We start from the raw sequence: 18,546 nt of genomic DNA, 5'->3' as shown, positions 1-18,546 counted from the left end.
TTTTAGATTTTATATAAATGGATGTAAGTATTCACGAAAGTTGGAAACCTTATTTAGAAGGGGAATTTAATAAAACCTATTTTAAAAATTTAATAGATTTTGTTAAATTTGAGTATAAAAACCACATTTGTTTTCCTCCAGGAAAGCAAATATTTAATGCCTTTAACCATTGTCATTTTGAAGGTGTTAAAGTTGTCATTATTGGGCAAGATCCATATCATGGTCATGGACAAGCTAATGGATTGTGTTTTTCTGTTAATGATAGTATTAAACATCCACCGTCATTAATTAATATATTTAAAGAGATAGAATCTGATTTAGGAGTGGTATATCCAAAAAGTGGTAATTTAATGCGTTGGGCAGATCAAGGGGTATTATTATTAAATGCAACCTTAACGGTTAGAGCACACCAAGCGGGAAGCCATCAAAAGAAAGGCTGGGAAATTTTTACAGATTCAGTTATAAAAACGATTAGTGACGAAAAAAATAATATTATCTTTTTACTTTGGGGTGGTTATGCTAAACAAAAAATGAAATTAATTGATAATAAGAAGCATAAAATATTAACATCAGGACACCCATCACCTTTAAGCGCTAATAGGGGTTATTGGTTTGGTAATAAGCATTTTAGTGAGTCTAATTCTTTGCTTAAACAGAATAATGATACTCCAATTATTTGGTAGTTTATGTTATTTAATAAAAAAACTTATTTTGTAATTGGATTGTTATCTATTTATATAAATAACAATTAAGGGTGAGTTAATACAAAGTTAAGTTTTAACTTGATACTTAAAAATACAAGTAAATAAAAACTTTATTGTTTTAAAACAATAAAAGTTTGTAAATTAACTCCCAGTAGGAGCAAGTACTTCTATTTTAGGTTTGAGAACCATATGAGGTCTTAATACGACAGGTTTTTTGTCGATTTTATTTTCCTTAACCGTTTTATTACAGCTAAACTTTAAAAGTAAAAAATTAATAATCACAAGAAAAGAAACAGAAATAGCGATTGTTAATAACATAGGTTTTAGGGCTTAAAAATATTAAACAAATTAAATGGTTTAAAACTAAAATTATAAATTCTATTGTTTGTAATGTTTTTAACACTAAAAAACTAATTTTACCGCAAAGGTAATAAATAAAAGACCACGTAACAATACGTACTTGTACGTATTATTCACTTCTAATTTATATTATTCAGATAAGATTAGATAACGTTTGATGAATATATGTTTGTGTTTTTATAGAAATTATTAATAAGTTAAGGTTGTGTGAATATTTATTTTTTTCAGGTTAGTTAAAATAAACTATTATTTTCAAGTTGAAATAAGTGAATTAGTGAAATAAAATTTATTTTTGACCAAAATAATTAGATATGAGTCAAGTTAATTGGAAAACGGTTAAGGAGTACGAAGATATAACGTATAAGAAATGTAATGGTGTCGCTCGTATAGCTTTTAATAGACCAAATGTTCGTAATGCTTTTAGACCCAAAACGACTAGTGAATTATATGATGCTTTTTATGATGCTAATGAAGACGTTAATATTGGCGTTGTATTGTTATCTGCCGAAGGCCCTTCTACTAAAGACGGTATATATTCATTTTGCAGCGGTGGCGATCAAAAAGCAAGAGGTCATCAAGGTTATGTAGGAGAAGATGGTTATCACCGTTTAAACATTTTAGAGGTTCAACGTTTAATACGTTTTATGCCTAAAGCAGTTATAGCTGTAGTTCCTGGATGGGCAGTTGGTGGAGGACATAGTTTACATGTTGTTTGCGATTTAACTCTAGCAAGTAAAGAGCATGCTATTTTTAAACAAACAGATGCCGATGTAACAAGTTTTGATGGAGGGTACGGATCTGCTTACTTAGCAAAAATGGTAGGACAGAAAAAAGCCAGAGAAATCTTTTTCTTAGGACGTAATTATTCGGCTCAAGAAGCTTATGAAATGGGGATGGTAAATGCTGTTATACCTCATGAAGCATTAGAAAGTACAGCTTATGAATGGGCTCAGGAAATATTAGCAAAATCACCTACTTCTATTAAAATGTTAAAATTCGCAATGAATTTAACAGACGATGGTATGGTGGGACAACAAGTATTTGCAGGTGAAGCAACTCGTTTAGCATATATGACTGAAGAAGCCAAAGAAGGTCGTAACGCTTTTCTTGAAAAACGTAAGCCAAATTTTGATAAAAAATGGATACCGTGATAACTGCCTCACGAATTTGCTACCAAAAAGCCTAACGACATACATGTTATTTTTTTAATAACTAAAAACAATATATAACAGATGAAAAACATTTCTATCTGGATTTCGACCATGCGTTTAAGAACGCTACCATTATCAGTTTCAGGAATTATTTTAGCTTCATGTTTAGCCTATTATAATGACGTTTTTAAATGGAGTATATGCATACTTGCTATTTTAACAACTTTAAGCTTACAAATCCTATCAAATTTTGCTAACGATTATGGAGACGGTGTTAAGGGCACAGATAACGGTGACAGGATTGGTCCAGAGCGTGCCATACAATCTGGAAAAATAACACCAAAAGATTTATTTAATGCTATTAAAATAAATGTATTAATTTCTATAGCCCTAGCACTTATGCTTATTTTTAGTGCCTTTGGGAGTAAGCATGTTTTACTAACTCTAATTTTCTTTTCTTTAGGTATAGCATCTGTAGTAGCAGCTATGAAATATACTATGGGTAATAATGCATATGGATATAAAGGTATGGGAGATATTTTTGTATTTCTTTTTTTTGGATTAGTTAGTGTTATTGGTTGTTATGTTTTATTTGCAAAACAAATAGATTTTGTTACGTTTTTACCAGCTTGCACAATAGGACTTTTAAGTGCAGGAGTATTGAATCTTAATAATATGCGGGATTTAGACTCAGATAAAAAATCTAATAAAATTACTTTAGCCGTAAAATTAGGTAGAAAATACTCTAGAACTTATCATAATATTCTAATTATATTAGCTATCGTATTATCTGGGTTATTTGGTGTGCTATATTATACATCACCTTATAACTTAATTTTTATGGTTTCTTATGTTCCTTTATTGATTCATTTAAAAACTGTAAACACGAATATTGAGCCTAAATTATTAGACCCTGAATTAAAAAAATTAGCGCTAACTACTGTTTTATTAGCTGTTTTAATGGGAGTAGGGTATATACTTTAGATCTTTTGTAATTTAATATTTTAATTTTTTAACTCATGAAAATCACATTTTACGGTCACGCTAGTTTAGGTATTCAAATTAATGATATTAATATACTTGTAGACCCTTTTATATCTGCAAACCCAAAAGCATCAGAAATTAATATAGATACGCTTAAAGCAGATTATATTTTAGTAACCCATGCACATCAAGATCACATAGTAGATGTAGAAGCCATTGCAAAAAGAACAGGAGCTATTGTTATTTCAAATTTCGAAATAGTATCACATTACGAAAAGTTAGGCGTTGAAGGCCATCCCATGAATCACGGTGGAAAATGGGATTTTGAGTTTGGTTCTGTAAAATATGTGAATGCTATTCATACATCTTCTTTTCCAGATGGTAGTTACGGTGGGCAACCAGGAGGTTTTGTTATTGAAGGTGAGCACAAAAATATTTATATAGCTGGAGATACAGCATTAACTTTTGATATGAAATTAATCCCATTACAAACCAAGTTAGATTTGGCTATTTTACCAATTGGAGATAATTTCACGATGGGAATTGATGATGCTATTTTAGCAAGTGATTTTGTAGAATGCGACAAGATTTTAGGATATCACTACGATACCTTTGGGTATATTGAAATAGACCATGAAGCTGCAAAACGAAAGTTTTTTAAAAGGGATAAAGATTTGATGCTTTTAGAAATTGGTGCTTTTATTGATTTATAGATGATAGAAGCATCTTATAAAAAATACATTTTAAATTTCAAACAAGCCAGTGGTACCTCACGTGGCGTTTTAAAAACTAAAGAAACTTGGTTTCTTATTCTAAATAGAGAAAACAAGCAAGGTATAGGAGAATGCGGATTATTTAGAGGACTTTCCATTGATGATAAGCCTGATTATGAAGATAAATTAAAATGGCTTTGTAATCATATTAATGAAGAGCAAGATAAATTATTGCCTCAGTTAATTGAATTTCCTAGTATTCAGATTGGTTTAGAAATGGCTTTTAAATCTTTAGAAAGTCAAAATACATTTGAATTATTTCCTTCAGAATTCTCAAAAAGCAATGATTCTATTCCTATAAATGGGCTTATTTGGATGGGGAGTGAAGCTTTTATGAAACAACAAATAAAAGATAAGATTGAAGCTGGTTTCTCTTGTATTAAAATGAAGATAGGTGCTATCAATTTTCAAACAGAACTTAACCTTATTAAATCCATTAGAAAAGAATTCAATTCTAGAGATATAGAACTACGAGTTGATGCTAATGGCGCATTTTCTCCCTCTGAAGCATTAGAAAAATTAAAAGTGTTATCAGATTTCGATTTGCATTCTATAGAACAACCCATAAAACAGAAGCAAATTCAAGAAATGGCAGAATTATGCGAAAAGACACCTTTACCAATAGCTTTAGATGAAGAATTAATAGGCTTGTTTTCTGTAACAGAAAAACAAGAATTGCTACAAACTATTAAACCTCAATATATAATCCTAAAACCTAGTTTAGTAGGAGGTTTTAAAGGCAGTGATGAATGGACTATTATAGCAGAAAAACAAGATATTGGTTGGTGGATTACCAGTGCTTTAGAAAGTAATATAGGGCTTAATGCCATAGCGCAATATACCTACACTAAGAATAGTGATTTACCACAAGGGCTTGGTACAGGAAGTTTATTTACCAATAATTTTCAAAGTCCGTTAGAAGTAAAAAGAGGTACCTTACAATATAATAAAATTATTAATTGGAAATATAATTTATAAACTATGTATATAGCTCAAGCTTATAATATTTTACACGACTGGTGGCGTTACATTGTAGGAGTGATAATTGCAGTTACAGGAGTTTTTATTTTTTCATTACCACACTTTGTAGCCATAGGTATAGAGACTGTTAAAGGAAATATAGATCAATCTAAAATGAATGATGCAAGTTATATTATGGGGTTATTTGAGCCTAATTTAAACTTAGTATTTGTGTTATTGCCTTTTACGGGAGGTTTATTGTTACTATTATTAGCAGTTAAGTTTTTACACAAGCAAGCAATCAAGCATTTAACTACAACAAGAGATAAGATTGATTGGAAACGGTTTTGGTTCATATTTTTAGTTTGGGGAACCGTCTCAAGTAGTTTTGTTTTAGTACATTACTATATTAATCCAGAAGATTTTCAGTTAAACTTTAATTTAGTCCCGTTTTTAATTCTTTGTGTTATAGCTATAATATTAGTGCCTTTGCAAACAAGTTTTGAAGAGTACTTATTTAGAGGTTATTTAATGCAAGGGATTGGTATTGTAGCTAAGAATAAATGGGTTCCTTTAATAATAACGTCATTAGTTTTTGGTTTACTACATATAGCTAATCCAGAAGTAGATAAACTAGGATCAGTTATTATGATTTATTATATTGGTACAGGTTTGTTTTTAGGTATATTAACACTAATGGACGAAGGTATGGAATTAGCTTTAGGTTTTCATGCCGCAAATAATTTGTTTACAGCACTTTTGGTAACAGCAGATTGGACCGCTTTTCAAACACATTCTATATTAAAAGATATGTCGGATCCAGAAAAAATGGGTGTCATGGAAATATTTGTTCCTGTGTTTGTTGTTTTTCCAATACTACTTTTTATACTTTCTAAAAAATACAATTGGAAAAATTGGAAAGACAAATTGTTTGGAGAAGTCATTAAGCCACAAAAAGAAGATTATAGAACCTTAGAAGAAATAGGAAGTAAGTAGTGATATTAAGCTATAAAAAAATACATCCAAGGTTTAAACTAAATGGTTTTCATTATACTTTTGAAAGCTTACTAAAAGTTGCAAATAACTTTGTAGAAAAGGGAAAGCCTTATGAGCAAGTTATAGGTCAGTTTTTAAGCAATTGGCTAGATAATAATAACTTTGTAATTGTATATACGTCAGGTTCTACAGGAAAACCAAAGCCTATTTCAATACAAAAAAAAGCTATGGTCAATTCGGCTTTAGCAACAGGACATTTTTTTAAATTGGAGTCAGGAAATAGCGCATTACATTGCTTACCTTCAAATTTTATAGCAGGTAAGATGATGCTTGTAAGAGCTTTAGTTCTTGGGTTGGAATTAGATTTGGTAGAACCAACATCAAGACCACAATTAAATAGCAATAAGAAGTATGATTTTTGTGCTATGATACCTTTACAGATGCAAAATTCTTTAAAAAACTGTAATCATATTAAGGCTATTATTGTTGGAGGAGCTTCAATGTCCCCCGAATTAAAAAAATCTATCCAATATATAGAATCTAGCATTTATGAGACTTACGGAATGACCGAAACGGTGACTCATATTGCTATTAAAAAAATAAACAATAACTTATTATTGGAAGAAGGAGGACAGAGACAAGCTTTTAAAAGCTATTTTAAGACTTTACCTAATGTAATCATTTCTCAAGATGAACGAGAATGTTTGGTAATTGAAGCTCCTAAACTTTCAGAAAAAGAGATAATAACTAACGACATTGTTAAACTACTTTCTAAAACAGAGTTTGAATGGTTAGGACGTTACGATAATGTAATTAACTCTGGAGGCATAAAGATATTCCCTGAGCAAATAGAAATAAAACTTCAAAAAAATATAAAACAACGGTTTTTTGTTACATCAATACCTCATAAGGAGTTTGGAGAACAAGTTATTTTGGTATTAGAAGGACAAAACATTAATATTAGTGTCATTTTAAAAAATATAAAAAAAGACATGATATTAAATAAATACGAAATACCTAAACAGGTTTATAGTGTACCTCAGTTTATTGAAACTTCTTCAGGAAAAATACAACGTAAAAAAACACTAGAGCAATTAAATTTATAAGTTTAATTGTAACTTTGAAACCTTTTTTAAGACAAACAGAAAAAATAACATATGAACTTTATAAAACGCGTATTATCAACAGTAACAGGGATTTTTGTATTTCTCATGATCTGTTTTTTAGGATTATTTATTATAGGACTATTATTTGGATCGGGTTCAAATGAAATCGTTCAGGTTAAATCCAATTCTATTTTAAATTTAAAATTAGATTTCCCTATAAAAGATTATGCTGGTAAAACAGAGTTTAAAGATTATCCGTTTTTAAATGAAAATAAGAAAAATGGATTATTTAATATTATTGATGCTATAAATTATGCAGCAACAGATAGTAAGATAAAAGGAATCTCAATAGAGAATAATTTTATTAATGCAGGAATATCACAAACAAAAGCATTAAGAGATGCTTTATTAAAGTTTAAAGCCTCAGGAAAATTTATAACAGCTTATGCAGATATTTATACCCAAAAAGATTATTATTTAAGTTCGGTAGCAGATACAGTGTATTTAAACCCCGCAGGAATGATGGAATTTAAAGGTTTATCATCAGAACGCTTGTATTTTAAAGACTTTCAAGAAAAATCTGGCCTTAAAATGGAAGTTATAAGGTTTGGGAAATATAAAAGTGCAGTAGAGCCATTTTTAGATAATAAAATGAGTGATGATAACAGAGAGCAAATTTCTGTGTATTTAAATTCTCTTTGGAAAGAAATAAAACAAGACATTGCAGAAAGTAGAAATATCTCGGAAGATAGATTAAATATAATAGCAGACAGTTTACTTGCTAGAAATGCACGTTTAGCAAAAGAGTCTAAGCTTATAGATGAAATTGCTTATTACGATGAATACAAAAGTGCGCTAAAGTATGCCGTAGGTATTAAGGCTAAAGACGATTTAGAGATTATAGATATAGCTGGTTATGCCGAATATGCAGCAACTAAATTAAGAGTAAATTCTAGCAAAAATAAAATAGCGGTTATATATGCTGAAGGTGAAATTATTTACGGAGAAGGCGATGAAAAAAATATAGGCCATGGGTATATGAATGCTTCATTAAAAAAAGCTAGAGAAGACAAAAGAGTTAAAGCTATTGTATTACGTATTAATTCGCCAGGAGGTAGTGCTTTAGCTAGTGAGTTAATTTGGAGAGAAATAGAGCTTACTAAAAAAGTAAAACCTGTGATTGTATCTATGGGAGATTTAGCAGCTTCTGGTGGGTATTATATGGCATGTAATGCGGATAGAATTATAGCAGAACCTACAACTATTACAGGAAGCATAGGTGTTTTTGGTGTATTACCTAATGGGAAAGCTTTAGCAGATAATATGGGAATTAATGCAGAACAGGTAAAGACTAATGAAAATGCAGTGACTTATAGCTTTTTTGAACCTTTAAGCGATAAACAACGCGCCTTTATAAAAGAAGGTATTATTAATATTTATGAATTATTTACTAAACGTGTAGCAGATGGAAGAGCAGATTTAACTCAAGATGATGTCAAGGCAATCGCTCAAGGGCGTGTTTGGACGGGGGTTGATGCTTTAAATAATGGTTTGGTAGATGAATTAGGTGGTTTAGACTTGGCTTTAAAATATGCTGCAGAAGCAGCCGAAATAAATGATTATAAAATTAAAGAACTTCCAATTTTCGAAAAAGATTTTGATAAAATGTTACAAGATTTTGGAATAATAAAAGCTAAAGAAACTATTTTGAAAGAAGAGTTAGGGGAAGATACTTATAAATTACTTCAAGAAGTAAAATCGATGTCTCAACGAAAAGGTGTTCAATTAAGATTTCCTTTTAGTACAGAAATTAAATAGGTATAAATTCCTGTTAAATCAGGAACATCATTAAAAAAAGAGACTTTTTATAAAGAGGCTACTGAAAAAGTCACGAACTTAAATAAAAGCGGTAAGTATTTTAGATACTTGCCGTTTTTTTTGTATTTTGTATTCCTGATAGTTCAACAGGAATCTCTTCGGTTAAGCGAGTACAGTTCTTTATATGATTTAATCGTTCCAAGTACCAACTTGTTAAGGCGTATCAATGATTTAATAGATTTTAATTTCATCTATGAAGAACTTCAATCAAAATATTCTAAAACTCAAGGCAGAAAAGCAGAAAGTCCCATAAGACTATTCAAATATCTTCTGCTAAAAGTAATTTATACCATTTCAGATGTATATGTAGTTGAGCGTTCACGCTATGACATGTCCTTCAAATACTTTTTAGAGATGTTACCCGAAGAAGATGTTATTGCCCCAAGTCTTTAACTAAGTTTCGTAGGCAACATTTAAAGGACACCAATTTGCTGGATATGCTTATCAATAGAACAGTTAGCATTGCTGTTGAACAAGGCATCATAAAATCCAGATCAATTATTGTAGATGCTACCCATAGTTTATCAAAATCGAACCCTATTTCAGCTATAGATGTTTTAAGAGAGCGTTCCAAACAACTACGCAAATCAATTTACAACTATCAAGAAGATTGGGTTGGTAAAATGCCGGTCAAGAATCAGGGCAATGATTTAGAAAAAGAACTAGCTTACTGCCAGGAATTAGGAACCTTATTAGATGGCACTCCTACACTTAGTGAAGTTCCAGTAATAAAATAAAAATTGAACTTACTTAAAGAATCTGTTGATGATATTGAACACGCGGCTCAAGATGTTGTTTCAAAAGATAAGGATGCAAAGATTGGTCACAAATCACAGGACAGCCCGTTTTTTGGTTACAAAACTCATTTGGCAATGACTAAAGAGAGAATTATCACAGGAGCAGTTGTTACTTCAGGAAAAAAAGGAGATGGTCCTATTTTACCTGAGCTAATAGAACAAAGTGAACAACGTGGTATTGATGTAGACACCGTCATAGGGGATGCTGCCTATTCGGGCAAAAAGAATTTGGAACTGGCCAAAGAAAAAGATATTAAAATTGTAGCCAAGTTAAACCCAGCAATCTGCCAAGGTTTTAGAAAAAAAGAAGATGAATTTGATTATAATAAAGATGCAGATATGTTTGTCTGTCCAGCAGGTCATTTAGCTATAAGAAAAGTGAAACAAGGCAAAAAGAATGTTGCTAAAAATCAAGTAATCACTTATTATTTTGATGTTGAGAAATGCAAAAGCTGTCCTTTTAAAAGAGGGGTGTTATAAAGAAGGAGCAAAAATAAAATCGTACTCCATTACTTTAAAGCTATATCTTATGGTATAGAAAATATGCAAATGCAAAGTGCTTTAACAATATTTGCTGTGAATTTGAAAAGAATTCTAAAATTAAGCTAGTCAAAATAAAGAAATTAAGACCAAGGAAGCAATAAGCATTATTTGAGCCAAAATAGAGAGTATAAAAGTGCAAATTGAATTATAAAAAGCTTAAAATCAAAAAGAGATTTCACAAAATTAATTCGTGAAATCTCTTACAATGAAGTTCGCGTTTTCAAAATACGATTACTTTTTCAGTAGCCTCTTTATAAAAGCCTCTTTTTTTATGTCTTCACTCAACGAAAAATACGCTTCACTCATTGTTGGTTTTCTCTTAAACAGTTTAAAGGTAGTTTTATGCTAAACTTATAAATCAGCTATTATGAAAAGAATATTAAAAGCGGTCATTATATTGATGATTTCAATCCAGTTGCAAGCGCAAGAAAGAATTATTTCAGGTATAGTAACATCAGTTAATGATAACTTACCATTACCAGGAGTAAATGTTAAAATAAAAGGAACCGAAGTAATGGCTATAACGGATTTTGATGGGGTATATGAGATAAAAGCCAAAGAGTCGGATATTTTAGTATTTAGTTATTTGGGTTTTATTACAAAAGACGTAACAGTTGGAAAACAAACTATGCTTTCTGTTATATTGGAAGAAGATTCTCAAGAACTTGATGAAGTTGTAATAGTTGGATATGGGGTTGTAAATAAAAAAGAAGTTACAGCTTCGGTATCGCTTTCAAAATCGCAATTAAAACGCCAAAAACAAAAGGCATATCATAATAAATTATCAAGTCAAATTCAATCTAACTCTATAGTAAAGGCATTACAAGGTCAGGTTGCTGGAGTTAATGTAGCTAATAATAGTGGTAAGCCTAATTCTCAAATTCTTATTAGAGGTATAAATTCAGTATCAGGAAATAGAGCACCTTTAGTGGTTATAGATGGTGTGGTTAGTTCGTATAAAAATTTAGAACAAATAAACCCTAATAACATTGAGGCTATAGATGTTCTAAAAGATTCATCTTCATCTGCAATATATGGAGCTAGAGCAAGTAATGGTATTATTTTAATATCAACAAACGCTCATAAAAATAAAACGATTAAAGAACCTTTATATATTGTAGACGGTGTGCCTATTAAAAAGGAAAATAATCATATTATTAAAAACTTACCTAAATCTGATATAGACAATAAAAAACAATATAACAAATCTGAAGCGAAAAAGAAGTTTGGAAAAATAGCTAAAAATGGCTGTATTGTTATCACAACAAATCAAGGGAATTTTAGAATTCATAATAATGAAAGTTATACGGTTATTGAGGAAAATAGTTTTGAAAGGACCTCGATTTCTCCATTATCAACTTTTTCTATAGATGTTGATAAAGCATCATACAGTAATATTAGACGTATGATTAATAATGGCGTAGTTGTAGAGCCTGATGCTGTTAAAATAGAGGAAATGATTAATTATTTTGATTACAATTATCCGCAACCTGTTGGTAAACATCCGTTTTCTATAAATACAGAAGTAGCAAAAACACCTTGGAATAAAGATACTAAAATTGTTAAAGTAGGCTTGCAAGGAAAAACGTTTAGTAATGATGCCTTGCCAGCATCTAATTTAACTTTTTTAATAGATGTTTCAGGGTCTATGAGCTCACAAAACAAGTTACCATTATTAAAATCGGCTTTTAAACTATTAGTAAATCAATTAAGAGAAAAGGATAAAGTGTCTATAGTAGTATATGCAGGTGCTGCAGGAGTTGTTTTAGAGCCAACTTCTGGAAAGGATAAAAAGAAAATAATGAAAGCTTTAGATAACTTACAATCTGGAGGTTCAACAGCTGGGGGCGAAGGTATAGAATTGGCTTATGCATTGGCAGCGAAGCATTTTAAAAAGAAAGGGAATAATCGAGTGATTTTAGCAACCGATGGAGATTTTAATGTAGGAGCTTCTAGTGATAAAGCTATGGAAAAACTTATAGAGAAAAAACGTGAGTCCGGAGTATTTTTATCGGTTTTAGGCTTTGGATATGGAAATTATAAAGATTCAAAATTAGAGATTTTGGCAGATAAAGGGAATGGAAATCATGCCTATATTGATAATATGCAGGAAGCCCAAAAAGTTTTTGGGAAAGAATTTGGAGGCACTTTATTTACTATAGCAAAAGATGTGAAAATTCAAGTGGAGTTTAACCCAAATAAAGTTCAAGCTTATAGACTAATAGGTTATGAAAATAGAATGTTGGAAGATGAGGACTTTATAGACGATACTAAAGATGCGGGCGAGTTAGGTAGCGGACATACTGTAACCGCTTTATACGAAGTGATTCCTGTAGGTACTAAAAGTGATTATTTAAAAGAAGTGTCAGATTTAAAATATACTAAATCTGCTGTAGGTCAAGCGTATTCAGATGAATTGTTTACCGTGAAATTTAGATATAAAAAGCCAGATGGAGATAAGAGTATAGAGATGGTGCATATTCAAAAAGATGAAGTTCAAGAAGCATCTGAGGATTTAAAATTTGCATCTGCAGTAGCGTTATTTGGTATGCAGTTAAGGCTGTCGAAATACCACAATAACTCCAAAATAGAAGATGTTATTAAGCTAGCAAAGGAAGGAAGAGGAGAAGATAAAGATGGATATAGAGCAGAATTTAACAGGTTGGTTAAAACAATAAGTCAGTAATTTTGAGGTTGGTTAATAATTGGTTTTAGATGTATTGTTAAATAAAAAAGGAACACTCTCGCGTTCCTTTTTTTATTTGTACAAGGTTTAGAAAAGGCTAAAATCGTTTTTTATAAACCAAATCTTCTTGATAATTATAAACGCTCCAAGTTTTAACCTGTTTATCGTTTGCGTACTTGCCAGAAATTTTAAGTGTACCATTAGGGTAATATTCGTTGTAACGCCCATGTTTTAAACCATCTTTTAATTCAACAGAAAAACGAATAGTTCCATTAGCATATTTTCTTGTAAAGGTTTTAGCAGTTAAATCGGATGGGTAAATTTCAGGAATATTAAAAACTGTTTTCTTATTTATATTGTCTTCGGTAACCTCTATAGGTTTAGTGTTTTTACTTGTTTTATTAGAGATTGTTTTGTCTGTTATTGCATATTTAGCTTTAACAACCTCTGGATCTTCGTAATCAACAATTATTTTACTTTCAAAATAGTCTTTTTCAGGAGTTAATTGAATACCAATTTGAGGGAAACAAATAAGATAATCTTTGTTTGCTTTTACTTGTTTTTTGGTTGTAGCATTTACAAATTGGTAAGTACTATTATAAAGATTAGGCATATTAATATATGCGAAAACACTAGATTGGTTATCAAATTTATCGTCAAAATCTGTGTAAGCATCAAAATTATCTAGAGTTTCACTACTTATATATGTGTTTATAATACTTTTTAAAGTGTTTGGATGGTTACTAAACACAACGTAATCTTCAATTATAGTAAAGTAAGGTTTATCAATGCTTTTAAATAAACCACCTAGTAACAGTTTGAAAAAACCTTTGATAGACATAAAATTAATAGGATACCCTTTATAGTTAACTTCTTTAAATTTTACAGGGCTTCGTTTACGTATTTGTTCTAAAATAAAATCTAAATTCTGTTTTGCATCCTCATTATTTTTTGTTTTTAAAACGAAGGCAACATCTTTTTTAGATTGGGAAACGCTAGAGTGGAGTTGGAGAAGCGCAACTTCATCATCTATCCAACTCATAAAATGTTCTTTCAAGTCAATTTTTAAAAAGTTTTCTATTTGTTCTGTACCATCTAAATAACTTTTAAATTGCTCTGGGTTTTCTTTTAGGATAGTTTCAAAATTGGTATAAAAATCATCAAAACTATTAAAAGCAAAACTTAAATATAAAGCAGTTTGCTTTGGAGCAATTTCACTAATGCTTCGTGAGCTTTTTCCAGATTCTTGAAGTGCTTGTAAATATGTATTAGCTTGATTGTTGGTGTTAGTAACTCCATTGGCTAAAATGGTATTATCATCTAAATCGAAACTAAAACCACTAAAATCGAAACTTTCACTTAAGGATTTTCCAATGTAACCAGTATCGTTAGAGAATATTTTAATAAAGTCTTCTAGGTATTTATATTGAAAATAAAGTCGAAACATATCATCGTAACCCACATGCTTTCTAACTTCTATAAAATCAAAATTCCTCCCTAAATCTGGTTCTAAATATTGATCTATAGAGGCTTCAACTAATGTGTGTACATAAGATGCTATTAATTGGTTTTTTATAAAACTTATGTATAAGGTTTCACGTGTTTTTATATCATGAATTTCTGTTATTTCATGTTCATGATATTTACGCTTACTTACTTTAAAATTACTATCAACCAATGTATTTAAATGGTTTTTTAGTAAATCAAGTTTTGCTATTTTCTGTAAATCTACCACATAGAAAAAATCATATTTTTGTGGCGCATATACATGTGCAGAAACTAATATTTCTCTGTCTCCTATTTTATCAAAAAGACCTTGTTTTTCTTTAAAAATTGTGTCTAATTTATTAAGGCTTTCAGCTAATTCATTAAAGTAAGTATTGGAGTTTAAATGTTTCCAGATATCACTTTTACTAATTGCTTCCCAATTATCTACGGGCTCTTGAGTTTCAATAAGGTAAACAGCATCTTTTGGAACTAAATAAATAGATTGTATGTTGTCGTTATTATCAAAATAAAATACACATAACTGGTATAAAATAAATCCAATAATTAAGGTAAGTAGTAGGTAAAGAATGTTTCTTTTTTTCATTTGTTATTATAAAAATAGGTTGGGGAGTTTTTTATTAGACCTGTAAGATTCCTAAATTAAAAGGTTTCTCAATGGGAGCATGGTTTGCGGCTTCAATACCCATGCTAATCCATGTTCTGGTATCTAAAGGGTTTATTATAGCATCAGTCCAAATTCTGGAAGCTGCATAATATGGAGATACTTGGTTATCGTATCTATTTTTTATTTTATCAAAAAGTTCAGCCTCTTTTGCTGGAGTAATTTTTTCTCCCTTTTTTTCAAGAGAAGCTTTTTCTATTTGTAATAATACTTTAGCGGCACTATTACCACTCATTACAGCAAGTTCGGCACTAGGCCATGCAATAATTAGCCTTGGGTCGTAGGCTTTACCACACATAGCATAATTACCAGCTCCATAGCTATTACCTATAATTATGGTAAATTTTGGAACTACACTATTACTAACAGCGTTTACCATTTTGGCACCATCTTTTATAATACCGCCATGTTCACTTTTACTACCTACCATAAAACCAGTAACATCTTGAAGGAAAACTAAAGGTATTTTTTTTTGATTGCAATTGGCAATAAAACGTGTAGCCTTATCTGCGCTATCGTTATAAATAACGCCTCCAAATTGCATCTCCCCTTGCTTTGTTTTAACCAATTTACGTTGGTTAGCAACAATACCAACCGCCCAACCATCAATTCTGGCATAAACAGTAATAATGGTTTGTCCATAGCCCGCTTTGTATTCATCAAATTCAGAGTTATCTACTATTCGTTTGATTATTTCATACATATCATATTGATCGGCTCTAGACTTTGGTAGGATACCATAAATATCTTCAGGGTTTTCCTTAGGTTTTTTTACTTCAGTTCTGTTAAACCCTGCTTTATTAAAATCACCTATTTTATCAATAATGTTCTTTATCGTATCTAAAGCATCACTATCATCTTTAGCCTTATAATCTGTAACTCCGGAAATTTCACAATGCGTCGTAGCACCACCCAAAGTTTCATTATCAATACTTTCACCAATGGCAGCTTTTACTAAATAACTCCCTGCAAGAAAAATACTTCCAGTTTTATCAACAATTAAAGCCTCGTCACTCATAATAGGTAAGTAAGCACCACCAGCAACACAACTCCCCATTACAGCAGCTATTTGCGTAATTCCCATACTACTCATAATAGCATTATTTCTAAAAATACGTCCAAAATGCTCTTTATCTGGAAAAATTTCATCTTGAAGAGGTAAAAATACACCAGCAGAATCTACTAAATATATAATAGGAAGTTTATTTTCAATGGCAATTTCTTGAGCTCTTAAGTTCTTTTTACCTGTAATAGGAAACCAAGCTCCAGCTTTAACAGTAGCATCATTAGCTACAACAATACACTGTTTACCTTTTATATAACCTATTTTTATAACAACACCTCCAGAAGGACAGCCACCATGTTCTTTATACATATCTTCTCCCGCAAAAGCAGCTATTTCAATAGATTTAGCCTTCGAATCTAATAAATAATCAATACGCTCTCTGGCAGTCATTTTACCTTTACTGTGTAATTTTTCAATGCGACTTTTTCCGCCACCTAATTTAACTTTTGAGAGCCTTTTATTAAGTTCTGAAATTAAGAGTTTATTATGATCTTCGTTTTTATTGAAGTTGATATCCATTAGTATGTATTGTTTGCACGAAAATACAAAAAAGAAGGAATTTTAATGATATTAAAAAATAAAGGAATAATATTTTAAAAATAAAACTAATTATTTACATAAGATGCTAATTTATAACAACTACATAACATTTTGTTATTATGAAGTTAATAATTAAAGTGAGAATTTTATCCTAAATTTACGTGATTTTTTTTACAAACTCAATCTAATTTATTATGAAATTTTTTAACTTTAACTATTATTTAGCATTCATTTTTGTGTCGTTATTATTAATTAGTTGTAACACAGATGAAGAACCGCTTTACGAAGTAACAAAATCTATTCCGTTAGAGATTAATGGCAGTATAGATGTTCAAACAAATTTTTACGACAATGAGGGACCTCATGAGCATAATCTTCTTATTAGAAGAAGTTCTGGATTTATTGAAACTTATGAATCAGGAAAAAAAGAAAGTTACTCTACTGGAAATGTAAACCTTAGTTCTGGTAGTTGGAGTCTATCTGATGCTTTAATTGGAGTATTATCAAGTGACCGAAAATTTGGCTCTAAATCTATAAGAATTAGAAATACAGGACATGCTACCATGAGCTTTAACATGGATGATGGAGTAAAAAAGATAAGTATACGTCATGCTAAATATGGAAATGATGGAAGTTCCAATTGGCGTTTAGTAGCATCATATGATAATGGTGCTAATTGGTTCTTCATAGGAAATACTGTAAATACAAACTCTACTAGATTAAATACGGTAACTTTTAACGTAAACGAGACGAGAAGTGTACGTTATGGTATTTATAAAATTTCAGGAGGCTCTAATCGTATTAATATAGATAATTTTGAAGTTACCACGGGGGCTACCGGTGGTGGAGATAGTGGTGGAGATAGTGGTAATCCATCAAGAGATAGTAATATCACATTTGGTAATCCGTCTAATGCAGGTACTAGCTCATCTAATTACTATTTATCTAGACCAGATTATAGTTTATCTTATAACAATAGTAGAGGAACGGCTAATTGGGTAAGTTGGCATTTAAGTAGTGCATGGATTGGTAGTACCGTTAGGTGTGATTGTTTTAGAAGTGATACAGCACTACCAAATAGTTTTTTTAAGCCTAGTTCTAACAATTACACTGGTTCTGGTTTCGATCGCGGTCATTTATGTCCATCTGGAGATAGAACATATGCATCAGGATCTAATTCTAATACTTTTTATGTTAGTAATATAGCACCCCAATCTCCAGATAATAATCAAAAAAGTTGGAATAGCTTCGAAAACTATTTAAGATCTCTAACCTCTAGAGGTAATGAAATACATATTATAGCAGGAGTTGCAGGAAGTGGTGGTACTGGTAGAAATGGTTTTGCATCTACAATTAGTAGTGGAAGAATTACTGTGCCAAGTTCTTTTTGGAAAGTAGCATTGATATTACCTAATGGCACTAATGACATTAATAGAGTAACAACCTCAACAAGAGTTATTGCTATAAACGTCCCTAACAGTCAAAACATTAGTAGAGATTGGACAAGTTTTAGAACTTCTGTAAATGCTATAGAAAGTTTAACAGGCTACGATTTATTAGAAAATATACCAAATTCAATAGAGTCCGTCTTGGAATCTAGGATAGATAATGGACCATCGAGTTAGAGATAGTATCATTTATGTTTTATTTTTAGAGGGAGCTTTATAGCTCCCTTTTCTTTAATATATAAAGAAGATTTTTTTTTTTGAATAAAAAAACGTTATACCAATTATGAATTAAAATAAGCTTAAAAAGAGGACATTACTTACTCTTAGTTAGACATTGAGATTGTTTTTCATAGTAATGTTGTTAATAAAATCACAAAATGATTA

Annotated in this window: 12 protein-coding genes and 1 pseudogene; 11 read left to right on the top strand and 2 right to left on the bottom strand. The window is 30.7% G+C overall.

The features are described 5' to 3' along the window. The first annotated feature begins 17 nt into the window (after positions 1-17). The 10 genes and pseudogenes from A8C32_RS09310 to A8C32_RS09265 all read left to right on the top strand — a co-directional run bounded on the left by A8C32_RS09310 (position 18) and on the right by A8C32_RS09265 (position 12,938). Entirely contained in the window at positions 18-683 is a 666-nt protein-coding gene (locus tag A8C32_RS09310) for a uracil-DNA glycosylase (RefSeq protein WP_069830148.1), read from the top strand. A 692-nt stretch (positions 684-1,375) separates the two neighbouring features. After that, entirely contained in the window at positions 1,376-2,215 is an 840-nt protein-coding gene (locus A8C32_RS09305; RefSeq protein WP_069830147.1) for a 1,4-dihydroxy-2-naphthoyl-CoA synthase, read from the top strand. A gap of 81 nt (positions 2,216-2,296) precedes the next feature. Further along, on the top strand, positions 2,297-3,199 hold the full coding sequence (gene menA, locus A8C32_RS09300; RefSeq protein WP_069830146.1) for a 1,4-dihydroxy-2-naphthoate octaprenyltransferase: 903 nt from the start codon (positions 2,297-2,299) through the stop codon (positions 3,197-3,199). 35 nt (positions 3,200-3,234) lie between these two features. After that, positions 3,235-3,912, top strand: a complete 678-nt coding sequence (locus A8C32_RS09295; RefSeq protein WP_069830145.1) for a metal-dependent hydrolase — start codon at positions 3,235-3,237, stop codon at positions 3,910-3,912. Beyond that, on the top strand, positions 3,913-4,950 hold the full coding sequence (locus tag A8C32_RS09290; RefSeq protein WP_069830144.1) for an o-succinylbenzoate synthase: 1,038 nt from the start codon (positions 3,913-3,915) through the stop codon (positions 4,948-4,950). It abuts the gene before it with no gap. 3 nt (positions 4,951-4,953) lie between these two features. Next, complete coding sequence (locus A8C32_RS09285) at positions 4,954-5,928, top strand: CPBP family intramembrane glutamic endopeptidase (protein WP_069830143.1); 975 nt, start codon at positions 4,954-4,956, stop codon at positions 5,926-5,928. After that, on the top strand, positions 5,928-7,034 hold the full coding sequence (locus A8C32_RS09280) for an AMP-binding protein (protein WP_069830142.1): 1,107 nt from the start codon (positions 5,928-5,930) through the stop codon (positions 7,032-7,034). Before A8C32_RS09285 ends, A8C32_RS09280 begins: the two co-directional genes overlap by 1 nt. Before the next feature lie 51 nt (positions 7,035-7,085). Next, on the top strand, positions 7,086-8,852 hold the full coding sequence (sppA, locus tag A8C32_RS09275; protein WP_069830141.1) for a signal peptide peptidase SppA: 1,767 nt from the start codon (positions 7,086-7,088) through the stop codon (positions 8,850-8,852). A 135-nt stretch (positions 8,853-8,987) separates the two neighbouring features. Beyond that, a pseudogene (locus A8C32_RS09270) lies at positions 8,988-10,318 on the top strand (IS1182 family transposase). Positions 10,319-10,619: 301 nt separating this feature from the next. Beyond that, positions 10,620-12,938 carry a VWA domain-containing protein gene (locus A8C32_RS09265; RefSeq protein WP_240491719.1) on the top strand — a complete coding sequence of 773 codons (2,319 nt, stop codon included), beginning with the start codon at positions 10,620-10,622 and terminating at the stop codon, positions 12,936-12,938. A 97-nt stretch (positions 12,939-13,035) separates the two neighbouring features. Here the strand turns inward: A8C32_RS09265 and A8C32_RS09260 are convergent, their stop codons facing one another. Together A8C32_RS09260 and A8C32_RS09255 are read right to left on the bottom strand one after the other, a co-directional pair. Beyond that, entirely contained in the window at positions 13,036-15,030 is a 1,995-nt protein-coding gene (locus A8C32_RS09260) for a DUF3352 domain-containing protein (RefSeq protein ID WP_069830140.1), read from the bottom strand. 34 nt (positions 15,031-15,064) lie between these two features. After that, complete coding sequence (locus tag A8C32_RS09255) at positions 15,065-16,693, bottom strand: acyl-CoA carboxylase subunit beta (protein WP_069830139.1); 1,629 nt, start codon at positions 16,691-16,693, stop codon at positions 15,065-15,067. A gap of 215 nt (positions 16,694-16,908) precedes the next feature. On the opposite strand from A8C32_RS09255, the gene A8C32_RS09250 reads away from it, so the two are divergent. Beyond that, positions 16,909-18,339 (top strand): DNA/RNA non-specific endonuclease, encoded by a 1,431-nt coding sequence (locus A8C32_RS09250; RefSeq protein ID WP_069830138.1) that lies wholly within the window; start codon positions 16,909-16,911, stop codon positions 18,337-18,339. The last annotated feature ends 207 nt before the right edge of the window (positions 18,340-18,546 follow it).

It is taken from the genome of Flavivirga aquatica (assembly GCF_001747085.1).
In the GTDB taxonomy this organism is placed as follows: Bacteria; Bacteroidota; Bacteroidia; order Flavobacteriales; family Flavobacteriaceae; genus Algibacter_C; species Algibacter_C aquatica.
Note: the sequence above shows the minus strand (reverse complement) of the source record. Positions and strands in the feature narration are given on the sequence as shown.